Origin of the sequence: Actinoplanes sp. NPDC026619, assembly GCF_040638295.1 — a bacterium.
Classification (GTDB): Bacteria; Actinomycetota; Actinomycetes; order Mycobacteriales; family Micromonosporaceae; genus Actinoplanes.
Genome location: NZ_JBEZYA010000056.1, coordinates 1 through 20099, shown reverse-complemented (window position 1 = coordinate 20099; position 20099 = coordinate 1). Strand labels below are relative to the sequence as shown.

18 protein-coding genes are annotated in these 20099 nt (G+C 70.3%); 14 read left to right on the top strand and 4 right to left on the bottom strand.

What is annotated here, in order from left to right:
* The first annotated feature begins 1 nt into the window (after position 1).
* From AB0E90_RS50505 to AB0E90_RS50470, 8 genes are all read left to right on the top strand, one after another.
* Positions 2 to 5032, top strand: coding sequence for a beta-ketoacyl synthase N-terminal-like domain-containing protein (locus AB0E90_RS50505; protein ID WP_360420838.1), 5031 nt, complete (start codon positions 2 to 4; stop codon positions 5030 to 5032).
* Positions 5033 to 5043: 11 nt separating this feature from the next.
* A complete protein-coding gene (locus AB0E90_RS50500; protein WP_360420836.1) occupies positions 5044 to 5343 on the top strand; it encodes an acyl carrier protein in 300 nt (99 codons plus the stop codon).
* Positions 5340 to 6131 (top strand): alpha/beta hydrolase, encoded by a 792-nt coding sequence (locus AB0E90_RS50495; RefSeq protein WP_360420834.1) that lies wholly within the window; start codon positions 5340 to 5342, stop codon positions 6129 to 6131. The genes AB0E90_RS50500 and AB0E90_RS50495 overlap by 4 nt, the downstream gene beginning before the upstream one ends.
* Positions 6124 to 7068, top strand: coding sequence for a hypothetical protein (locus AB0E90_RS50490; protein ID WP_360420832.1), 945 nt, complete (start codon positions 6124 to 6126; stop codon positions 7066 to 7068). The genes AB0E90_RS50495 and AB0E90_RS50490 overlap by 8 nt, the downstream gene beginning before the upstream one ends.
* Positions 7069 to 7090: 22 nt before the next feature.
* Positions 7091 to 8791, top strand: coding sequence for a hypothetical protein (locus tag AB0E90_RS50485; RefSeq protein WP_360420830.1), 1701 nt, complete (start codon positions 7091 to 7093; stop codon positions 8789 to 8791).
* A gap of 39 nt (positions 8792 to 8830) precedes the next feature.
* Positions 8831 to 9754, top strand: coding sequence for a PHB depolymerase family esterase (locus tag AB0E90_RS50480; protein ID WP_360420828.1), 924 nt, complete (start codon positions 8831 to 8833; stop codon positions 9752 to 9754).
* A 68-nt stretch (positions 9755 to 9822) separates the two neighbouring features.
* Positions 9823 to 10257, top strand: coding sequence for an SRPBCC domain-containing protein (locus AB0E90_RS50475; RefSeq protein WP_360420826.1), 435 nt, complete (start codon positions 9823 to 9825; stop codon positions 10255 to 10257).
* Positions 10244 to 10579: a metalloregulator ArsR/SmtB family transcription factor gene (locus AB0E90_RS50470; RefSeq protein WP_360420824.1), complete on the top strand. Its 336-nt coding sequence runs from the start codon at positions 10244 to 10246 to the stop codon at positions 10577 to 10579. The genes AB0E90_RS50475 and AB0E90_RS50470 overlap by 14 nt, the downstream gene beginning before the upstream one ends.
* Here the strand turns inward: AB0E90_RS50470 and cysD are convergent.
* Positions 10576 to 11493: a sulfate adenylyltransferase subunit CysD gene (gene cysD / locus AB0E90_RS50465; RefSeq protein WP_360420822.1), complete on the bottom strand. Its 918-nt coding sequence runs from the start codon at positions 11491 to 11493 to the stop codon at positions 10576 to 10578. The genes AB0E90_RS50470 and cysD overlap by 4 nt on opposite strands.
* 184 nt (positions 11494 to 11677) lie before the next feature.
* On the opposite strand from cysD, the gene AB0E90_RS50460 reads away from it, so the two are divergent.
* A complete protein-coding gene (locus AB0E90_RS50460) occupies positions 11678 to 12505 on the top strand; it encodes an intradiol ring-cleavage dioxygenase (RefSeq protein WP_360420820.1) in 828 nt (275 codons plus the stop codon).
* 98 nt (positions 12506 to 12603) lie between these two features.
* Here the strand turns inward: AB0E90_RS50460 and AB0E90_RS50455 are convergent, their stop codons facing one another.
* The gene (locus tag AB0E90_RS50455; RefSeq protein ID WP_360420818.1) at positions 12604 to 13143 is read right to left on the bottom strand and encodes a TetR family transcriptional regulator; all 540 of its coding nucleotides are present in this window, start codon (positions 13141 to 13143) and stop codon (positions 12604 to 12606) included.
* A 124-nt stretch (positions 13144 to 13267) separates the two neighbouring features.
* Between AB0E90_RS50455 and AB0E90_RS50450 the strand changes: the two genes are divergently transcribed.
* On the top strand, positions 13268 to 14710 hold the full coding sequence (locus tag AB0E90_RS50450; RefSeq protein ID WP_360420816.1) for an MFS transporter: 1443 nt from the start codon (positions 13268 to 13270) through the stop codon (positions 14708 to 14710).
* A 1-nt stretch (position 14711) separates the two neighbouring features.
* On the opposite strand, the gene AB0E90_RS50445 is transcribed toward AB0E90_RS50450, so the two are convergent.
* A complete protein-coding gene (locus AB0E90_RS50445; protein ID WP_360420814.1) occupies positions 14712 to 15503 on the bottom strand; it encodes a methyltransferase domain-containing protein in 792 nt (263 codons plus the stop codon).
* A 53-nt stretch (positions 15504 to 15556) separates the two neighbouring features.
* On the opposite strand from AB0E90_RS50445, the gene AB0E90_RS50440 reads away from it, so the two are divergent.
* From AB0E90_RS50440 to AB0E90_RS50430, 3 genes are all read left to right on the top strand, one after another.
* Positions 15557 to 16045, top strand: coding sequence for a GNAT family protein (locus tag AB0E90_RS50440; protein ID WP_360420813.1), 489 nt, complete (start codon positions 15557 to 15559; stop codon positions 16043 to 16045).
* Positions 16046 to 16249: 204 nt separating this feature from the next.
* Entirely contained in the window at positions 16250 to 16462 is a 213-nt protein-coding gene (locus AB0E90_RS50435; protein WP_360420811.1) for a hypothetical protein, read from the top strand.
* Positions 16462 to 16680: a type II toxin-antitoxin system HicA family toxin gene (locus tag AB0E90_RS50430; protein ID WP_360420809.1), complete on the top strand. Its 219-nt coding sequence runs from the start codon at positions 16462 to 16464 to the stop codon at positions 16678 to 16680. The genes AB0E90_RS50435 and AB0E90_RS50430 overlap by 1 nt, the downstream gene beginning before the upstream one ends.
* Before the next feature lie 96 nt (positions 16681 to 16776).
* Here the strand turns inward: AB0E90_RS50430 and AB0E90_RS50425 are convergent, their stop codons facing one another.
* On the bottom strand, positions 16777 to 18201 hold the full coding sequence (locus AB0E90_RS50425) for a glycoside hydrolase family 43 protein (RefSeq protein WP_360420807.1): 1425 nt from the start codon (positions 18199 to 18201) through the stop codon (positions 16777 to 16779).
* Positions 18202 to 18318: 117 nt separating this feature from the next.
* On the opposite strand from AB0E90_RS50425, the gene AB0E90_RS50420 reads away from it, so the two are divergent.
* Positions 18319 to 20001: a DEAD/DEAH box helicase gene (locus AB0E90_RS50420; protein WP_360420805.1), complete on the top strand. Its 1683-nt coding sequence runs from the start codon at positions 18319 to 18321 to the stop codon at positions 19999 to 20001.
* Positions 20002 to 20099 lie beyond the last annotated feature (98 nt).

Genomic DNA, 20099 nt, shown 5'->3' with positions numbered 1-20099 from the left:
GGTGCAACTGCAACAGCCGACCGCCATCGTCGGGATGGCCGCCATCCTGCCCGGCGCCGGCGACCTCGGCACCTACTGGCGCAACCTGGTCGAGGGCCGGGACGCGATCACCGAGGTGCCGTCGGCCCGGTGGGGTGGCCCGCACTACGACCCCGCGCTCAGCCATCGGCCGGACCGGCTCTACTGCAACCGCGGCGGGATCGTCGACGAGTTCGCCACGTTCCAGCCGCTGAAGTACGGCATCATGCCGAACTCGGTCGACGACATCGAACCCGACCAGCTGCTCATGCTGGACGTGGCGGCGTCGGCCATCGAGGACGCGGGCGGCTACGACAAGATGCCGGACGCCGACCGGATCGGCGTGATCGTCGGCCGCGGCGGCACGCTCAGTCCCGGCCAGGCCCGGCACGCCCAGCGGGTCCGGCTGCCCACCCAGATGCTGCAGATCCTGCGCGAGCTGCTGCCGGAGCTGACCGACGAGCAGATCGAGCGGGTGCGGTCCCGCTTCGACGACCAGCTCGGGGAGTTCCACCCGGAGGGCACGATCGGCCTGGTCCCCAACCTGGCCGCCTCCCGGGTGGCGAACCGGCTCAACCTGCGCGGCCCGGCGTACACGATCGATGCTGCCTGTGCCTCTTCGCTGCTCGCCGTGGACCAGGGCATCAGCGAGCTCGCCGCGGGCAAGCTCGACGCGGTCCTGGCCGGTGGCGTCCATCACGTGCACGACATCAGCTTCTGGTCGGTGTTCAGCCAGCTCAAGGCGTTGTCGCAGCAGGGCCGGATCCGGCCGTTCGACGCGAGCGCGGACGGCCTGCTGATCGGCGAGGGCACCGGCATGGTGGTGCTCAAACGGCTCGAGGACGCGGAGCGCGACGGCGACCGGATCTACTCGGTCATCCGCGGCACCGGCGTCTCCAGCGACGGCCGGTCGGCCAGCATGTTCAACCCGGCAACGTCAGGCCAGGTGCTCGCGTTGCGCCGGGCCTGGCAGGCGGCCGGTCTCGACCCGCGGTCGAACGACGCGCTGGGGTTGCTGGAAGCGCACGGCACCGCCACGCCGACCGGCGACGCGGCCGAGCTCACCTCGATGGCCGAGGTCTTCGGCCCGCACGAGGGCGGGGAGCGGGCGGTCATCGGCTCGGTCAAGTCGATGATCGGGCACGCCATGCCGGCCGCCGGGATCGCCGGCCTGATCAAGGCGGCGCTCGCCGTCCACCACGGCGTCCAGCTGCCGACGCTGCACGTCGACACTCCGCGCGCGGAGATGGAGCGGACCCGCTTCGAGCCGATCGCCAAGGCGCGCCAGTGGGACAGCGCCGGTACGCGCCGGGCCGGGGTCAACGCGTTCGGCTTCGGCGGCATCAACGCGCACGTCATCCTCGAGCAGTGGACGGCGCCGACCCGTACCGCCGCCTCGGCCAAGCCGCGCGAGAAGATCCTGCGCCTCGCCGCCGAAACCCCCGCCGAGCTGCTCAAAATCCTCGACAACCCGGCGACCGCGAAGATCGGCACCGGTAGATGCCGGCTCGCCATCGCCGACCCCACGCCGGCCCGGATCGCCGCCGCCCGCAAGATGATCGAGCGCGGCGAGCCGTGGCGCGGCGGCCGTGACGTCTGGTTCACCACGTCGCCACTGCTCGGCGCAAGTGGCGGCGGCAAGATCATGTTCGTCTTCCCCGGCGTCGAGGCCGAGTTCGAGCCGCGCACCGCCGACGTGGCCGCGCTGTTCGGCCTGCCCGACCGCGAATGGTCCGCCGCCGACCTCGGGCAGCACGGCACCGGCCTGGTCGAGAGCGGCGTCCTGCTCGACGAGGCACTGCGCAAAATCAAGATCCGGCCGGATGCGTACGCCGGTCACAGCCTCGGCGAATGGACTGCGGCCCGGGTCAGCGGGTTGATGAACACCGCGGCCGTGGGGGAGTTCCTGCACGCCTTCGACGCCGACTCGGTCGAGGTCTCCGGCTATGCGTTCGCCGCCATCGGGGCCGGGGTCGACGACGTCGTGCCGCTGCTCGCGGACTATCCCGGTGTGGTGCTGTCGCACGACAACGCGCCCGCGCAGACCGTCGTGAACGGCCCGGCCGACCAGATCGACCGGCTCGTCGACGACCTGCGCGCGCAGCGGATCATGTGCCAGGCGCTGCCGTTCCGGTCGGCCTTCCACACGCCGGCCTTCGAGCCCGGCCTGCGGGCCATCGGCGAGGCGCTCGGCCGCTGGCAGATCACGGAGAGCCGCGTCCCGGTGTGGTCGGCGACCCTGGCCGCGCCGTTCCCGGCCGACCCGGAGCAGGTCGGCGAGGTGTTCGTGCGGCACATGGTCACCCCGGTCCGGTTCCGCGACACGGTGGCCGCCATGCACGACGCCGGGTTTCGGATCTTCCTACAGGTCGGCGCGGGCCAGCTGGCCTCCCTGATCGCCGATAACCTGACCGGCCGCGAGCACCTGGCCATGCCGGTCAACGTCTCCCGCCGCGACGGCCTGGCCCAGCTGCGCCGGGTCGCCGCCGCTCTCTGGGTGGAGGGCGCAGAGCCGGATTTCAGCCTGCTCGAACCGGCCCCGTTCGGCTCCCGGATGGTTCCGCCCGGCGCGGCCCGCGGCCCCGCGGTACGCCTGGATCTCGGCGGCCCGCAGATCACCCTGGGCGCGGGCGCCGCCCAGCTCATCGATCGCCAACTGGTGCGCCCCAGCACCACCCCAGGACGGGACGGCGTCGCTACGCGGGGCGGCGTCGTCCCCCCGGCGCCCACGGCGCGACCCCCCGCCGCGACCCCGCCGCCGGCCACCACCCGCCCGGCCCCGCACCCGGTCGGCCCACCGGCAGCGGCGTCGCGGCCTCCCCAGGGCGCCCGGCCGGCGGCGGGCAACCGGCCAATCCCGGCAAGCCGAACCGCAAACACCCCGACCGTCAGCGGCCCGAACGTTAGTCAGCCGAACGTTAGTGGCCCGAACGTTAGTCAGCCGAACGTTGGTCGCCCGAACGTTAGTGGCGCGAACGTTAGTGGTCCGAACGTTAGTGGTCCGAACGTTGGTCGCACTAACGTTAGTGCGGCTAACGGTGGTTCGGGCGTGGCCAGTTCGGGGGCGGCCGACACTGCAGCGGCGTTGGGCGCGCTCAAGCAACTCGCTGAGCACTCCACCGCCGCGGCCGAGCTGGCCGCCTTGCTCCAGGCGACCGCCACCGACGCCGTGACCATGCTGACCGCGACGGCCGCGCCGCCAACAGAACGACCGATCCCAGCGACCTCGCAGCCACGGCCGGGCAGCGGCCGTCCGCCGGCGACGAGCAGCGGCCGTCCTCCGGCAACGGGGAACGGCCAGCCGGCGGCAACGGGGAACGACCAGCCGGCGGCGGCGAGCAGCGGCCGTCCTCCGGCAACGGGGAACGGCCGGCCGGCGGCGACGGGTAACGGTCGTCCGCCGGCGGCGACCGGCCGGAGCGGTGGTGCGCCGTCTCAGAGAGCCGGCGGAAACGGTGCGGCGCCGGCGTTCCCGGTCGGTGCTCAGCGGTCCACGCTGCGGGTGTCGATGGACGCCATGCCGTACCTGATCGATCACTGCTTCTATGCCCAGCCCCCGGACTGGCCCAACGTGGACGACCGCTGGCCGGTGGTGCCGGCCACCGCGGTCGCCGAGCACATGCTGGACGCCGCCGCGGCGGCCTCGCCCGGCTTCCGGGCGGTGGCCATCCGGGAGGCGCGCTTCAATCGGTGGCTGATCGCGGCCCCGGCCACCGATGTCGAGATAACCGTCAAGCATGACGGCTCCGGGGAAGCGACCGTCATCCTCGGCGGCTACGCGCGTTCGGTCGTCGAGCTGGCCCCGGCGTACCCGGAGCCGCCGTTGGATCTTTGGTCGCACGATCCGGGCACCGAGCGGCCGGCGACCGTCGACGCGAAGACGATGTACGACGAGCGGCTGATGTTCCACGGGCCGCAGTACCAGGGTGTCTCCGCCGTGCACGCGGTCGGTGACATGCACGTCCGTGGTCAGGTCATCACGCCGGCGGCCAAGGGTGCGCTGCTCGACAACGCGCTCCAGCTGATCGGCAACTGGATCCTCACGACGCAGGCGACCCGGACGGTGGCGCTGCCGGTGCGGCTGGGCCGGGTCAGTTTCTACGGCCCGCATCCGGCGGCCGGGACCGTGGTCGAGTGCGTCTGCCGGATCAGCACGGTCGACCACGAGCAGATCGTCGGCAACTGCCAGCTGGTGGTGGACGGCAAGCTGTGGGCGCAGATCGAGGGCGTGATCGACCGGCGGTTCGACAGCCACCCGACCGCCCGGCCGGCCGAGCGTTTCCCGTCCCGTTACCACATGTCGGAGGAGCAGCCGGAGGGCTGGACGCTCGCCTACGACTACTGGACCGACCTGGTCACCCGGGGGATGGCCGCGCGCGGCATCCTCGGCGCGGCCGGCGCGCAGGAGTACGAGCGCAAGCCCCCGGCCGCCCGCAAATCGTGGCTGCTGGGCCGGATCGCGGTCAAGGACGCGGTCCGCTTCCGGCAGTGGGCGGCGGGCCACCGGGACGTCTTCCCGATCGAGCTGACCGTGGTCAACGAGCCGAACGGCCGGCCCCGGGTCCGGGTGCGCCCGGACAAAGGGCTGCTCGAGTGCGACGTGTCGCTGGCGCACAGCACCGACATAGGGGTCGCGATCGCCCGGCCGTACGACCAAAAATCCGAACAGGGCGTGGGCATCGATGTCGCCGAGGTGAAGCCGGTCGAGGAGTCGACCGTGCGGTTCGCGCTGACCCCGGGCGAGCAGGACCTGCTGGCCAAGCTCGGCGACCGCGACCTGTGGTTCACCCGTTTCTGGGCGGCGAAGGAGGCCGTCGCCAAGGCCGAGGGCACCGGTTTCGACGGCCGCCCGCGCGACTTCGTGATCACCACGCACGGGCCGCACGGCCTGACGGTCGCGGCCAACGGCCGTACCTATCAAGTCGCCCACCGCGAGGTGGGAAATCCGCCGGACCTTCCCGCCCGCCGTTACGTCGTCGCCTGGACCTGGGGCCCGGAAGGGTCCGTGAGATGAAGGAGTTATCCGTGATCCCCGTCGACACCCCCTCGGTCACTGCCGAGGTCACCCGAGCTCTGCAGGCGGTGCTCGGCGACTTCGGCGCCGACGCGCCGATCACCCCCGAGAGCACGTTCCGCGACGACCTCGGCATGGAGAGCATCGACGTCGTCGCGCTCGCCGGCCGGTTGCAGGCCCGCTACGGCGCCGGCGTGAACCTGGCCCAGTTCGTGGCCAGCCTGGACGTCGACTCGGTGCGCGAGCTGCGGGTCGGCCAGCTCGTCGACCACATCGTGCTGTCGATGAGCGCCGCCGGGGACCGGTTGTGAGCACTGTCCGGGTCAACGGCGTCGACCTGCACGTGCAGGTGCTGACGCCGACCGGCGTGGCCGACCCGCCGACCGCGGTGCTGCTGCACGGGCTGGCCACCGACTCGATGGCCAGTTGGTACTTCACCATGGCGTACCCCCTGGTCGAACGGGGTTTTCGGGTGGTTTTGCTGGATCTGCGGGGGCACGGACGCAGCGAGCGGCCGGCGCTGGGCTACGCGCTCGGCGACTTCGTGGACGACCTGGACGGCCTGCTCGACGGGCCGGGGCCGTTCCTGCTGCTGGGCAACTCGTTCGGCGGGACGGTCGCGTTCGCCTACGCGGCCCGGCATCCCGGCAAGGTGTCCGGGGTGGTGAGCATCGAGTCGAGCCCGCCCACCCCGGTCTGGTTCGCCCGGCTCACCAACCGGCTCAGTCAGCTGGCCGAGGCGGTGAGCCGGCCGCGCACCCTGGTCGCGGTGGGCGCCAAGCGCGGGGCCCGGGGAACGCAGCGCGCGCAGGAGGCGGCCCGCCTGCTCGCCGAGACCAGCGTGCGCGAGGAGCTGCCGGCCAGCCGGCTGCCGTCGCGCGCTCAGCTGCAGGCGATCACCTGCCCGGTGCTCTGCCTGTACGGCGACCGGTCGCACGTCGTCGAGATGGCCCCCGAGACGCAGCGCCTCATGCCACAGGCCGCCCTGCGCGTCTTCACCGGCCAGAAGCATTCGCTGCTCGTCGACCAGCCCGAGGACGTCCGGGCGGCGATCACCTCTTGGATGCGTACCGCCCGACTCGGAGGCCACGATGCCTGACCTGGACCGCCCTGACCTGGACCGCTCGATCATCATCAGCAACGGCCGCTGCGGTTCGACGCTGCTCTCCGACCTCATTCACGAGGAGCCGGAGACGCTGTCGGCGCAGGAGTTCTTCATGACCATGGCGCCGTGGTCGCGCTCGATGGAGGTGCTGACCGGCGCCGAGTACTGGGACGTCCTGTCCAGCCCGAAAGAGGAGATCTCCACGCTTTTCCGAATCGGTTTGCCGCCTAAGGAAGTGCGCTATCCCGATACCGGCAAGTGGGCTTCCGAGCGGGAGAACATGCCGCGGATCCTGGGCATCACACTGGCCAAGCTGACCGATGACCCGGATGCGCTCTTCGAAAAGCTCGCGGATGGCGTGAAAGCGTTTCCCCGGCAGAGCGTCGCCGCGCAGCACCAGGATTTCCTCGACCTGCTCGCCAGAACGCTGAACAGAAGCCGCTGGGTGGAACGCTCCGGCGGATCCAGCCAGGTCGCGCCGTTCCTGCTGGCCAACTACCCGGGCGCGCGGATCGTCTACCTCGAGCGCAACTGGGCCGACTCGGCCAAGTCGATGAGCAAGCACCCGTCGTTCCAGCTGGTGCAGCTGCGGGTGGAGGCGCTCAGCCGCTGGGGCATCGACCCGTTCCGGGTGCGTCCCGACCAGGAGGTGCCCGACGAGCTCGCGCCCTACCTGCCCGGCCGGATCACCCCCGAGCTGCTCCAGGCCCGCGGCCAGGACGCGAGCAAATACGTGCACCTGTGCGCCTTTATGAGCGCCCAGGCCCAGCAGGCGGTCGACGACGCCAAACCGGAACACCTGCTGCTCATGACGTACGAGGATCTGGTGCTCGACCCGGTCGGCCAGCTCACCAACCTCGGCGAGTTCCTGCAGTTCGACGACCCGGCCGGCTGGGCCGACGGGGTCGCTCACAAAGTACGCACCACATAGTTTCCACAAAGGAGAAACGGCCGTGAAAATACCCGCGTTGGCCGCCGCTCTCGTCCTCGTCGTGGCGTCCGCCGCCCCGGCGTCCGCAGCGACCACCGATACCTACGAATACAAGCTGCTTGCCAAGGCCAAGGCCGACGAGTGCTTCAACGGCATCGGTGTGCCCTATCCGGCCGGCCCGCCGTGCGCCGAGGGCCAGGCCAAGGTCAATCAGGCGTACGTCTGGGGCCTCACCAAGGTCGGCACCGACGTCTGGTTCGGCACCGGAACCAACAACAACTGCCTGACCAGCGGCGCCACCCTCGACGTGATCGACCCGGTGCTCAATGCCGACTACGTCTGCGAGTACGGCGAGAGCCAGGTTGCCAAGACCGACTCGGCCATCCCGCCGGAGATCGGCGACGTGCGCCCGCCGCAGGTGTGGTTGTACGACGCGCGCAGCCGGCGGAACACCAACAAGTCCGCGGAGATCACCAAGAAGTCGGCGGACGACAAGTACCGCCTCGATCACACCATCGGCCTGCGTGCGGCGGGCGCGTTCAAGGACACCGTCCTGCTGGCCGGACCGACGGCCGAGGGCTACGTGAACATCTTCGCGTTCGACTCGCGCTCGCACCGCTATCTGGGTTCGGTCACGTTCACCAACTACGGCAACGTGCGCACCTTCCTGCAGTACGACAACGCGCTCTACCTGGGCGTCGGCGTCGGCGTCAACGGGATGAGCGGTGGCGCCGTGCTGCGCTGGACCGGCTCGGCCAAGAGCCCGTTCACCTTCGACACGGTGGCGACGCTGCCGGTGCAGGCGGCCGACCTGACCCCCTACGACGGCCGGATCGCCGCCACCTCGTGGCCGGCCGAGGGCTCGGTCGCCTCCGCCGACAAGATGGCCGGCGTCTGGATCAGCCCGCTGCTCGCCGACGGCGCGCCCGGCCTGACCGCGGACGACGCGGCCGGCTGGACCCAGGTGTGGAACGCCCGCAAGTACGAGCCGGACAAGGTGGTCGCCGCCACCTACGGCATGGGCGGCGTCGCCTCCTACGGCGGCTACCTGTGGTGGGGCTCGATGCACGTGCCGATGAAGTCCACCAAGGTGCACCAGAAGGTCTACCCGCAGGACACCGACGAGGCCGCGCAGGCCCAGGTCAAGAACACCCAGCGGGCGACCTCCATCTTCCGCGGCAAGAACCTCGGAACCCCGGAACAGAAGATCGAGCTGGTGTACGGGGCGGCACAGTTGCCCGCCTACGACCCGGCCACGAAGACCTGGGCGGTGCAGTCCACGAACTACACGCCGGTGTTCGGAAAGTCCGGGTTCGACAATCCGTACAACAACTACACCTGGCGGATGACGGTGACCGACGGGAAGCTGTTCGTCGGCACGATGGACTGGTCGTACATCGTCCAGGACATCATCAACGGCGGTAAGACCGAGGCCCCGACGCTGGCCCAGCAGAAGGCCACGAGCATGGCGAACGTGGCCGCGCCGGACCCCGCCGGTTACGGCGGCGACCTGTGGATGTTCACCGACCCGGAGCAGCCGGCCACCGCGATCACCAAGACCGGCATGGGCAACTACCTGAATTACGGCATCCGCAACATGATCGTCGACGGGACCGGCCTCTATCTGGGCATGGCCAACCCGATGAACCTGCGCACCGACCTGACCGACGACGTGCCCGAGGGCGGCTGGGAGCTCATCCACCTTACGAAAGCCTGCAAGTAGGCTTACCGGCCCCGAACGCCCTAAGTGGAGGATGGCGGTATGAAACGGCTGGCACTGTTCCTCCCGTTCCTCGTCCTCCTTCTGCTGACGGGCTGTTCGGGGCCGGTCAAACCCAAGCCGACGCCCACCGGCGCTTCCGACCACACCATCAAGGTGGGCGCGCTCGACCGCACCTACCGGGTCTTCCGGCCCACGCTCACCGCCGGGAAGCCGGTGCCGCTGGTGGTGGTCCTGCACGGCGCCGCCGGCACCGGCCGGCAGGCCGAGATGTCGTACGACTGGGACGACGAGGCCATCACCGGCGGTTTCGTGGCGGCCTTCCCGGACGGGATCAAGCGCACCTGGAACGCCTCGCCGGACTGCTGCGGGGTGGCCGCCCGCGACCAGGTCGACGACGTCGCCTTCATCACCGCGATGATCGCCGAGATCGGCCGGCAGAGCCCGATCGATCCGGCCCGGGTCTACGCCACCGGCATCTCCAACGGCGCCCTGCTCACCTACCGCCTGGCCTGCGAGACCACCCTGTTCGCCGCGATCGCCCCGGTCGCCGGCACGATGATCAACCCGTGCCCGGCCCCGCGCCCGCTCTCGGTCCTGGCCATCCACGGCAAGGACGATCAGACGATTCCGTACGGCGGGGGAGCGGGCCGCCGGGACAACGCGGGCAGCGGCCGCCTCCCGGTGAAGATCGACGGTCCCGGCGTCGAGGCGCTGAGCGCCACCTGGCGCAAGACCGACAACTGCCCGGCGCCGGCCGTGACGTCCTCGGAGATGCTGACCACCACCATCGCGCACTGCCCCGGCGGCCGCACGGTCGAGCTGATCGCGGTCGCCGGCGCCGGCCATCAGTGGCCGGGCTCGCGCGGCCCCGGCCCGATCGCCTCCCGCCTGCTGCAGCTGGATCCGCCGTCGATGGCGATCGACGCCACCGACACCATCTGGCGGTTCTTCGACGCACCCTGACCGTTGACGCAACCGAATGGTTGCGATAGGTTCAGTGGCAACCAAACGGTTGCTACTGAGGAGACGTCATGGGATTTCCCGACCGCATCGAGCGCACCCTCCAGCTGGCCCACTCGCCGGAGCGGGTGTGGCAGGCGTTGACCACCGCCGACGGCCTCGGCACCTGGTTCGGCAACAGCGCCGAGGTCGACCTGCGGGTCGGCGGCACCGCCAAGCTGACCTGGACCAGCGGCGACACCGCCACGCTCACCATCGAGCGGCTCGAGGAGCCGCACGTGTTCGGCTACACCTGGCACATCTACGGCCTGCCCACCGAGGACCCGCGCCGCACCTACGTGGAGTTCACGCTCTCGCCGTCGGGCGGCGGCACTACGCTGACCATGGTGGAGAGCGGATTCGCACAGTTGCCCGACGAGCAGTACAAGACCGCGTTCGGCGGCAACAACACCGGCTGGGACAGCGAGTTGGGCGAGCTGGTCACGTACCTCGATGATCGCTCCTGACCCGGAAGCGGTGGCGCAGGAGGTCTTCGCCACCCTCGCCGATCCGAGCCGCCGGTCGATCCTGGCCGCCCTGGCGGCCGGCGGCCCGGCGACCGCGACCGACCTCGCCGCCCGCCTGCCGATCACCCGGCAGGCCATCGCCAAGCACCTCGGCCTGCTGGCCGAGGCCGGCCTGGTGGTGGCCGAGCCGGGGGAGCGGCGGCGGGTCCGCTACCGCGTCGACTCGGCCCCGATGAAGGTCGCCCAGCAGTTCCTGGCCGCCCTGGCCCGCGACTGGGACGGCCCGCTCGCCGCCCTGCAGCAGCACCTGGGCGAGGCCTAGAAGTAACCCTCGCGCTTGCGGTCCTCCATCGCCGCCTCGGAGACCCGGTCGTCGCCGCGGGTCGCGCCGCGCTCGGTGATCCGGGTGGCGGCGACCTCGTCGATGACCTTCTCCACGGTGTCCGCCTCGGACAGCACGGCGGCGGTCTGCGAGGCGTCGCCGACCGTGCGGTAACGCACCCGGCGCATCCCGGAGGTCTCGCCGTCGCGCACCTGGATGAACTCGTTGACCGCGTAGAACATGCCGTCGCGCTCGACCACCTCGCGGTCGTGGGCGTAGTAGATGTTCGGCAGCGGGATGTTCTCGCGCTCGATGTAGTGCCAGACGTCCAGCTCGGTCCAGTTGGACAGCGGGAACACCCGGATCGACTCACCCGGGTGGTGCCGGCTGTTGTAGAGGCTCCACAGCTCGGGGCGCTGGTTCTTCGGGTCCCACTGACCGAACTCGTCACGGAACGAGAACATCCGCTCCTTGGCCCGGGCCTTCTCCTCGTCGCGCCGGGCACCGCCGAACAACGCGTCGAAGCGGTACTTCTCCACCGCGTTCAGCAGCACCGGCGTCTGGATCCGGTTGCGGGTGCCGTCCGGCAGCTCGCGCACCAGACCGGTGTCGATCGCCTCCTGCACGCTGGCCACCACCAGGTTCAGGCCGAGCTCGGTCACCCGCTGGTCGCGGTATTGCAGGACCTCGGGAAAATTGTGCCCGGTGTCGATGTGCATCACCGGGAACGGCACGCGGGCCGGCGCGAACGCCTTCTCCGCCAGGCGCAGCATGACGATCGAGTCCTTGCCGCCGGAGAACAGCATCACCGGGCGCTCGAACTCGGCCATGACCTCGCGCATCACGAAAGTGCTCTCGGCTTCGAGGGTGTCCAGATGCGAGACGCGATACAGCTGGGGCGGGTGCTCGTCCATTGGCGAATTCTATTGACTATTGACTATGCGAACAATCGCGGGCAGGTGATGACCAGTTCGATATGTGGGAAGACCTGATCAACCACAGCTCATTCATAGACTTCAATGTTTGTCTCTCCTGCGTCCCCCGGAGGCGATCCCTGAGAGGTCGCCCGGCAGCACCACCCGAGCAGGAGGAAGGCAGATGCCTCAACTACCACCGGAGCAGGACAACGACGCCTACGTGCGCGCGGTCCACGACAAAGGGCTGGCGTTCGACCTCGGCACCATGTCCCGTCGCCGGATGCTCGCCGCGGTCGGCGGCGCCGGCGCGATCGCCGTGGCCGGCGGCGCGCTGATCGGCGCGAGCGGCAAGGCCGACGCCGCGGCGGCGGCCTGCCTGGCGGAGGTCGAGTCGGAGACCGCCGGCCCGTTCCCGGCCGACGGCACCAACGGCCCGGACGTGCGCAAGGTCAGTGGCGTCGTGCGCAACGACATCCGCTCCTCGTTCGGCACCTCGTCGACCGTCGCGACCGGTGTGCCGCTGACGTTCTCGCTGGTCATCAACAACCTGAGCTGCGCGCCGCTGGCCGGCGTGGCGGTCTACGCCTGGCACTGCGACAAGCTGGGCCGTTACTCGCTCTACTCCTCGGGCGCGACCAACGAGAACTACCTGCGCGGCATCGCCGCCACCGATGCGACCGGCAAGGTGACCTTCACAACCATCTACCCCGCCGCCTACTCGGGCCGGTGGCCGCACATCCACTTCGAGGTCTACACGTCGGTCGCCGACGCGACCAGCGGCACCGGGCTGATCCGCAAGACCTCGCAGATCGCTCTGCCGAAGGACACCTCGACAGCGGTGTACGCGAGCAGCAGCGGTTACACCGGCAGCACCGCGAACATGCGCCGGACCACGCTGGCCAGCGACATGGTGTTCGGCGACGACCTGGCTGCCCGTGAGATGGCCACCGTGACCGGCAGCGTCGCGGCCGGTTACGTGGCCAACCTGGCCATCACGGTCAATCTGTGACCAGCACCGTATCGGGCGGTGTGGCCCCGCGCCTCTCCGCCTGACCGGGTCGGCCCCGCCCGGAATCCCTCCCAGGTCCGGGCGGGGCTCCGTCCCTGTCATTCCTGCTCGATGGTCGCGACCATCTCATCCAGGCGCGCCAGCGGGTCGCCGGAGATCTTGTCGCGCAGGTAGTCGTCGTGCCAGATGCGGAACGCCGCCACGGCGTACGCCACCAGTAGTCGTCTCCGCCAGCCGGGCCCGCCGCTCTCGCCGTGCCGGGCCGCGAGCTTCGCGGAAAGTTCCTGCTCCCGTTCCGGCGGCACCCCCTGATGGGTCGCGCGCAAGTGATGCGACTCCTGGATGACGGTGCGTAGCGCGCCCAGCCACTGCCGGTGCTCGACGACGAAGACGCCCAGCGCGTGCATGGCGCTGCGCAGCACGGCCGCGTCGGGCAGATCCGCCGGTGAGCTGTCGACGTGCTCGCTGACCAGGGTCGTCATGAAGCGCACCGGCTCGAGGATCACGTCGTTCTTGGTCGGGAAGTAGCGGTGGAACGTGCGCGGCGCGATCTCGGCGGCGGCGCAGATGTCGGCCACCGTGACGTTGTCGTAGCCGCGCTCGATGAACAGCCGCCACGCCGTCTCGGCGGTCAGCACGCGACTGCGCTCCCGCTTGAGGTCCCTCAGCCCGGTGATGTGTGACCCCCCTCTCAACCGCTTAGTGGCACACACTGCCTCGTGACAGATTGTGCCACGAAGCAGTCTCTGTGAGGGAGCCGTCGTGCCACCAACCGTCCAGGTCGAAGCGCCACCATCATCGCCGGTCCAGAAATGGACCAGTCACCAGGTCGTGATCCTGCTGGTCATCGGCGTCGGCGCGCTGATGGTGTCGCTGACCCAGTCGCTGCTCGTGCCGGTCATGGGCGAGCTCGCCGTCGACCTGCACACCGGCAGCGACGGCATCGCCTGGCTGCTCACCTCGACGTTGCTGGTCGGCGCGGTCGCGGTGCCCGCGTTCGGCCGCCTCGGCGACCTCTACGGCACCCGCAAGATGGTCCTGGTCGCGCTCAGCGCCCTGGTGCTCGGCTCGCTGATCTGCGCCCTCTCCGACACCCTGCCGATGATGATCGTCGGTCGCGCCGTGGTCGGTCTGTCGGTGGCGGTGGTCCCGCTGAGCATCAGCCTGATCGGTGTCACCCTGCCCCGCGAGCACGCCGGCTCCGGCATCGCCGTGATCAGCGCCATGCTCGGCGTCGGCGGCGCGCTCGGCCTGCCGCTGGCCGGCGTCATCGCCGAGTACGCCGACTACCACGTGCTGTTCTGGATCTGCGTGGCCGGCGGCATCCTCGCCATCCCCGGCATCGTCAAGCTCGTGCCGGAGCCGGCCCGCACCGCCACCGGCCGGATGGACCTGCTCGGCACCGCCCTGCTCGGCGCCGGCATCCTGTCCCTGCTCCTCCCGCTCGCCCAGGGCGACTCGTGGGGCTGGGGCAGTGGCCGGACCATCGCCCTGTTCGTGGCCTCCGCCGTGTTCCTGGTCGTCTTCGTCCTGGTCGAGCTGCGCCTCAAGAGCCCGCTGGTGGACGTGCGCACCACCGCCCGGCCCGCGCTCCTGCTGACCAACATCGCGTCGCTGTTCGTCGGCTTCGCCCTGTTCGCCACGCTGATCGGCACCGCCACCTACGTGCAGGCCCCGGCCGCCACCGGCTACGGCTTCGGCAAGTCGATCCTGGTCGGCGGCCTGTGCATGCTCCCCGGCGGCCTGATCATGCTGCTGCTGTCGCCGGTCTCGGCCAAGCTGCAGCCCCGCATCGCCCTGATCATCGGCTCACTGATCATCGCGGTCGGCTTCCTCAGCCGCATCTGGCTCACCGGCAGCCTGTTCCAGGTCGTCCTCGGCGCCACCATCGCGGGCGCCGGCACCGGCATCGCCTACGCGGCCATGCCCGGCCTGATCATCCACGCCTCACCACGCTCCGAACTCGCCGCCGCGAACGGCCTGAACGCCCTGTTCCGCTCGGTCGGCAGCTCCCTGGCCAGCGCCATCGGCGGCGCCATCCTGGCCGCCAAGACCATGGACCTGGGCGGCCACGCCTTGCCGTCACTGGGCGCCTACCAACTGCTGTTCGCCATCTGCGCCGGCGCCGCGGTCCTGGCCGCGCTGCTGGCCCTGGTCATCCCGACCCACTCGGCCACCACCGACGCCGCCCTCCCGGAGGACTGAGCTACCCGACGACGGCCACGGTCAACAGGTGGGAGCTGATGCCGAACAGGCTCGGCTCCCGCTCGACCGTGCGCAAGGCTTCGAGCAGCGCGACCGTGCGCTCGCCGCCGTCCAGCCAGCCGTCCCGGTCGGCGAACAGCCAGGCGCCGCCCTCGAGCGCATACCTCGTCACCGCGGTCAGGCCGGCCTCGGCGAACTCGGCCACGATCTCGTCGGGGTGGTGGAAGAAGGCCAGGGTGAACAGCTCCTGGCCGAGCGGATCGTGCACCCCGGTGGCGACCTCGGCCTCGACCACCCGTCGCACGTCCGGGTCGAGATAGTTGCCCCGGGCCAGCGTGTCGTACAACCCCGCGTATCGGCTGATCGTCGCCGCGGCCACGAGACCGCCGGGCGCGGTCACCCGCACCGCCTCGCGCAGCGCCGTCACCCGGTCGCCGCGCTCCGGCAGGTGATACAGCGGTCCGAGCAGCAGGGTCGCCTGATAACCGTCGTCCGGCTCGGCGAGCTCCCGGGCGTCCCCGAGAACGGCCTCGACCCCGGCAATGGCGCCGGCGTGCGCGACGTGAAGTGGCATCGGATCGACCACCCGCACGGCGTAACCATCGGCGGCCAGCCAGCGGGCGTGCACTCCGGTGCCACCGCCGACGTCGAGAACCCGCGCCGGCGCCGCCGGCAACACCCGCCGCAGCACATCCCGGGTCCGCAGGAACTCGAGCCGGCCGCCGCCGGTGTTCAACCGGTCGGCCTCGCCGCCCCGCTCGTAATAGGGGCTGATCGCCTCGGTGGTCTCCATGAGCCGATGGTCGATCAGCCAACCGGCGGCGGCAACCTGATATATCTGCGGGTATGCGTTTGCGGGCGGCAACCGAGGACGACATTCCGGCGCTGGCCGAGATCCGCTCGACGCCGGAGGTCCACCGGCGGTGGGGCGGCGGCACGGACCTGGTCGCCGCCGTCACCGAGGACCTCGCCGACGCCGGGAAACAGGTGCTGGCCATCCTGCACGACGAACGCGTCGTCGGCGCCATCCAGTGGAGCGAGGAGGACGATCCGGACTACCGGCACGCCGGCATCGACATCTACCTCGACCCGGCCGTGCACGGCCGCGGGCTGGGCGCCGACGCGGTGCGCACCCTCGCCCGGCACCTGATCGACGACCTCGGCCACCACCGCCTCGTGATCGACCCGGCCGCCGACAACCACGCCGCGATCCGCTGCTACGCGAAGGCCGGCTTCCGCCCGGTCGGCATCATGCGCCGCTACGAACGCGGCCCCGACGGCACCTGGCACGACGGTCTGCTGATGGATCTGCTCGCCGACGAATTGGTCCGCTGAGAGAACTGTCAGCGGAAGCGAATTATTGATCTCACCTAGTCCCACGACTATAGTCGTGTGATGGAACTTGAGATCGCTGCTGGGCCGCCGGAATCCGGCGGAGACCGAACATTGGATTCCCGCTCACCCGACGCGGCATGGATGAGGTGCAAGGCCCCGATCCGTGCAGACCTGGGAGTCTCGATGTCGCGATATGGTGACTTCATGGCCGAGCTTCGCACCGTTACCGTGCCAGTCGTTGTCGAGCGCGACGAGGACGGCGTGTGGTGCGCTCACGCCCAATTGCGCCCCGGCGTGGGTGGGCACGGCGAGGGCGATACCGAGGAAGCTGCGCTGGATGATCTCCGCGAGGCGCTCATCGGCCTCATCCAGGAGTTCGGCGTTCCTCGGGAGCTCTCGGTCACCCTGGCTGCCTGATGCCGCCGCTTCCCTGCGTGTCTGGCGCACGGATTGTTCGTGCTCTGGAGCGGCATGGTTCCAAGGTCGCGAGAGTCCGCGGCAGCCACCACGTCATGCGTCATCCGGATGGGCGCGGCACCACCGTCCCGGTGCACGGCAATCGCGACGTCCCCAGGGGCACACTGCTAGGCATTCTCAGCGATGTCACCCTGACAATCGATCAACTCGCGCCCTGACTTCGGCAAGTAGCAACTCAAGTGGCGCATCTTCACGGTTCGCGCATGCCGCGGCCAGCCGGCGAGACATCGCCGGGCGGCCGGAGCCCTCTTGTTTCAGTTCGCCCAGATCTCGGCCCGGTCGAGGCTGACTACGGTGCCGGTGGAGGCGCTGGACTTGGTGCCGGTGACCCGGACGCGCACGGTGTGCGTGCCGTTCGCCAGCTTGGGGGTCAAGTAGTGCAGTGACTCGCCGACGCGAAGTGCGCCGTAGAAGTCGGCGTTTGTCTCGGCGCCGCCGTCGATGCTGATTGCGGCTATGCCGTTGCCGGTGTCGCGGACCGACAGTAGGGCCAGCTGGGTGCCGGTGAAGGTGAAGGTCGCGGTGGCGCCGGTCGCGCCGCTCCAGTGGTCGTCGCCCCAGAAGCACTGCGTCGCGCATGTGGTGCCGGAGCTCCAGGTTCCGGCGTACGCCAGGGAGCCGTTTCCGATGGTCCGGCCGTCGTCGTTGATCCAGGCGGGGGACGGGCCGGGGTCGCCGCTGGGCAGGTTCTGGGTGGCGCCGATCGCCAGGGGTGTGCCGAAGCCGGGGCTGCCGTCGGCGTTCCAGCCGATCTTCTGGATGCGGCTGACCCGGTTGGTGTAGGTCGTGGCGCTGGTGTCCTTGGCGCCGTAGACGATCCACTGCTCGGTGCCGTCGGGGCTGGTGAAGAACGCGTGGTGGCCGGGGCCGAAGACGCCGGTCGCATCGTTGCGGGTGAACACGGCGCCGCTGCGCTGCGTCCAGTTGGCCGCCACCAGGGGGTCGGCGGTGGACGGGATGCTCAGCTGCCACAGCTGGTAGTCGGGCAGGCCGGTGTCGCAGGTCGAGTACACCAGGTAGGTGCGGCCGGAGTGCTGGACGAACTCCGGCGCCTCGCGGATCGTCGAGCAGCCGCCGGCCGCGTTGATCGGCACCGAGTTTCCGGAGACGGTCCACGGGTTGGACAGCGGCGCGATGTTGATGCCGTTGTGCTGCCACGCGTTGATGCCGGCGTACCCCAGATAGAGCTTGCCGTTCTGCTGCAGCAGGGTCGCGTCGATCGAGTAGCTGTCATGGTTGGGCGGCACCAGCGAGCCCTTGAAGTGGTAGCTGCCGGCCGGGTTGTCGGCGTTCGACTCGAGCACGTAGATGCGGTGGTTGTCGTCGATGCCGTTGTCGGCGGTGTAGTACATGTACCAGAGGCCGTTGACCCGGAAGAACTCCGGCGCCCAGATGTCCCGGTTGCGCGCCGTGTTCGTGTCGGTCCAGACCGTGATCGGTGACGCCTTCAGCAGGCCGGCGACGCTCGCCGCCTTCCGGATCTTGATCGAGTCGCCCTCGGTCATCGTCAGGTAGTAGCTGCCGTTGAACCAGGTCATGAACGGGTCGGGCTTGGTGCCGACCGGATTGCGGAACGTGCCGGCGGCCGCGGCGTCCGCGGACGAGACGACGCCGATCGAGATGACCAGGCCGGCGAGCGCCAGGAGCGCGGGCCACCACCTGCGGGGATTCATCTTCATAAGGAAACGTTACTGATCGATTACGGTCGATGGATTTGGATCTGCCCGGGGATTGCCGACGTGAAGTCTTTCGGTCCGCCGCGAGGGCCCGAGGGCGCCTCTCTTATGGTTGTCGTCATGGAAGACGATCCGTTCGAGTCCGAGCAAGGCTTCGCCGGACTGGGTTTGCGGGCGGAACTGCTCCGTGCACTGACCAGCCTCGGTTACGAAGAGCCCACGCCGATCCAGCAGGAGGCGATCCCGCCGCTGGTGGCCGGCAACGACCTGGTCGGGCAGGCCGCGACCGGCACCGGCAAGACGGCCGCGTTCGCGCTTCCCATCCTGCAGTCGCTCGTTCCCGGCGGGCGGGAGTCGGGGCCGGCGGCGCTGGTTCTGGTGCCGACCCGCGAGTTGGCCGAGCAGGTCTCGCAGGCAGTCCACCGGTACGGCCGTGACCTGGGCGTCCGCGTCCTCCCGGTGTACGGCGGTCAGCCGATCGGCCGGCAGCTGCAGGCGCTGCAGCGCGGCGTGGACGTCGTCGTCGGCACGCCGGGCCGGGTGCTCGATCACATCGAGCGGGCCACCCTGCAGCTGGGCGACGTGCGCACCGTGGTTCTCGACGAGGCCGACGAGATGCTGGACATGGGTTTCGCCGAGGACATCGAGGCGATCCTCGCCGAGACGCCGGCGAGCCGGCAGACGGTGCTGTTCTCGGCGACGATGCCGCCGCGGATCGACGGCATAGCCCGCCGCCACCTGCGTGACCCGGTCCGGATCACGATGGGCCGCGTGGCGGCGACGCCGGGCGACATCCCGCTGGTCCGGCAGAGCGCCTACATTGTCGCCCGGGCGCACCGGGCCGCCGCCCTGGGCCGGATCCTGGACGTGGAGGCGCCGTCGGCGGCGATCGTCTTCTGCCGCACCCGGGAAGAGGTCGACCAGGTCACCGAGACGCTGAACGGGCGCGGTTACCGGGCCGAGGCGCTGCACGGCGGGATGAGCCAGGACCAGCGCGACCGGGTCATGGGCCGGCTGCGCGGCGGCAGCACCGAACTGCTGGTCGCGACGGACGTGGCGGCCCGCGGGCTGGACGTGGAGCAGCTCACCCACGTCATCAACTTCAACGTGCCGGCCGCGCCCGAGGCGTACGTGCATCGCATCGGCCGGGTCGGCCGGGCCGGGCGCGAGGGCTCGGCCATCACCCTCGCGGAGCCCCGCGAGCAGCGGATGCTCAAGGCCATCGAGCGGCTCACCGGCCAGCGCATCACCCTGGAGAAACTGCCGACGGTCACCGACCTGCGGGCCCGGCGGCTGGAATTGACGCGTACGTCGTTGCAGGCCAGCCTCGAAGCCGACGACCTGGAGCGATTCCGGGTCGTGCTCGACTCGCTGAGCGACGAGTTCGACGTCGAGAACATCGCGCTCGCCGCCATCAAGCTGCTGCACGAGGCGGCCGGTGGCGACATCGACGAGGAGGAGATCCCCGCGCCGGCCGCCGAGCGCAGCCCGAGGGGCGGCCGGGACGCCTCCCCGGGCGGAGGCGGAGGCGGGGGCGGGGGCCGGCGGCCCTCGGCCGACGGCGTGACCCGGTTGTTCTTCGGCATCGGCCGGCGGGCCGGGCTGCGCCCGCAGGACCTGGTCGGCGCGATCGCCGGCGAATCGGGGCTGAGCGCCCGGGAGATCGGCGCGATCCAGATCACCGACCGGTTCTCCCTGGTCGAGGTCCCGGAGCCGGCCGCCGACATGGTCATCGCGGCCATGCAGCGCAGCACCATCCGGGGCCGCCGCCCGACGGTCCGCCGGGAGCGCTTCGTCCGTTAGCCCCAATGCCGCGTAGTTAGGGTGCTGGGCTTGCTGTCAAACCCAGCGTGATCGTGATGGTGGCGTTGTGGTTGGTGCGGTCGATGGCGCCTTTGGCG

What these genes read in the sequence shown, in the direction of transcription:
- AB0E90_RS50435 (WP_360420811.1), top strand. Translation starts at nt 16,250, where the DNA reads ATGGCCGAGCTTCGCACCGTTACCGTGCCAGTCGTTGTCGAGCGCGAC.
- AB0E90_RS50420 (WP_360420805.1), top strand. Translation starts at nt 18,319, where the DNA reads ATGGAAGACGATCCGTTCGAGTCCGAGCAAGGCTTCGCCGGACTGGGT.
- AB0E90_RS50490 (WP_360420832.1), top strand. Translation starts at nt 6,124, where the DNA reads ATGCCTGACCTGGACCGCCCTGACCTGGACCGCTCGATCATCATCAGC.
- AB0E90_RS50425 (WP_360420807.1), bottom strand. Translation starts at nt 18,201, where the DNA reads ATGAAGATGAATCCCCGCAGGTGGTGGCCCGCGCTCCTGGCGCTCGCC.
- AB0E90_RS50440 (WP_360420813.1), top strand. Translation starts at nt 15,557, where the DNA reads ATGCGTTTGCGGGCGGCAACCGAGGACGACATTCCGGCGCTGGCCGAG.
- AB0E90_RS50475 (WP_360420826.1), top strand. Translation starts at nt 9,823, where the DNA reads ATGGGATTTCCCGACCGCATCGAGCGCACCCTCCAGCTGGCCCACTCG.
- AB0E90_RS50470 (WP_360420824.1), top strand. Translation starts at nt 10,244, where the DNA reads ATGATCGCTCCTGACCCGGAAGCGGTGGCGCAGGAGGTCTTCGCCACC.
- AB0E90_RS50445 (WP_360420814.1), bottom strand. Translation starts at nt 15,503, where the DNA reads ATGGAGACCACCGAGGCGATCAGCCCCTATTACGAGCGGGGCGGCGAG.
- AB0E90_RS50430 (WP_360420809.1), top strand. Translation starts at nt 16,462, where the DNA reads ATGCCGCCGCTTCCCTGCGTGTCTGGCGCACGGATTGTTCGTGCTCTG.
- AB0E90_RS50480 (WP_360420828.1), top strand. Translation starts at nt 8,831, where the DNA reads ATGAAACGGCTGGCACTGTTCCTCCCGTTCCTCGTCCTCCTTCTGCTG.
- cysD (WP_360420822.1), bottom strand. Translation starts at nt 11,493, where the DNA reads ATGGACGAGCACCCGCCCCAGCTGTATCGCGTCTCGCATCTGGACACC.
- AB0E90_RS50460 (WP_360420820.1), top strand. Translation starts at nt 11,678, where the DNA reads ATGCCTCAACTACCACCGGAGCAGGACAACGACGCCTACGTGCGCGCG.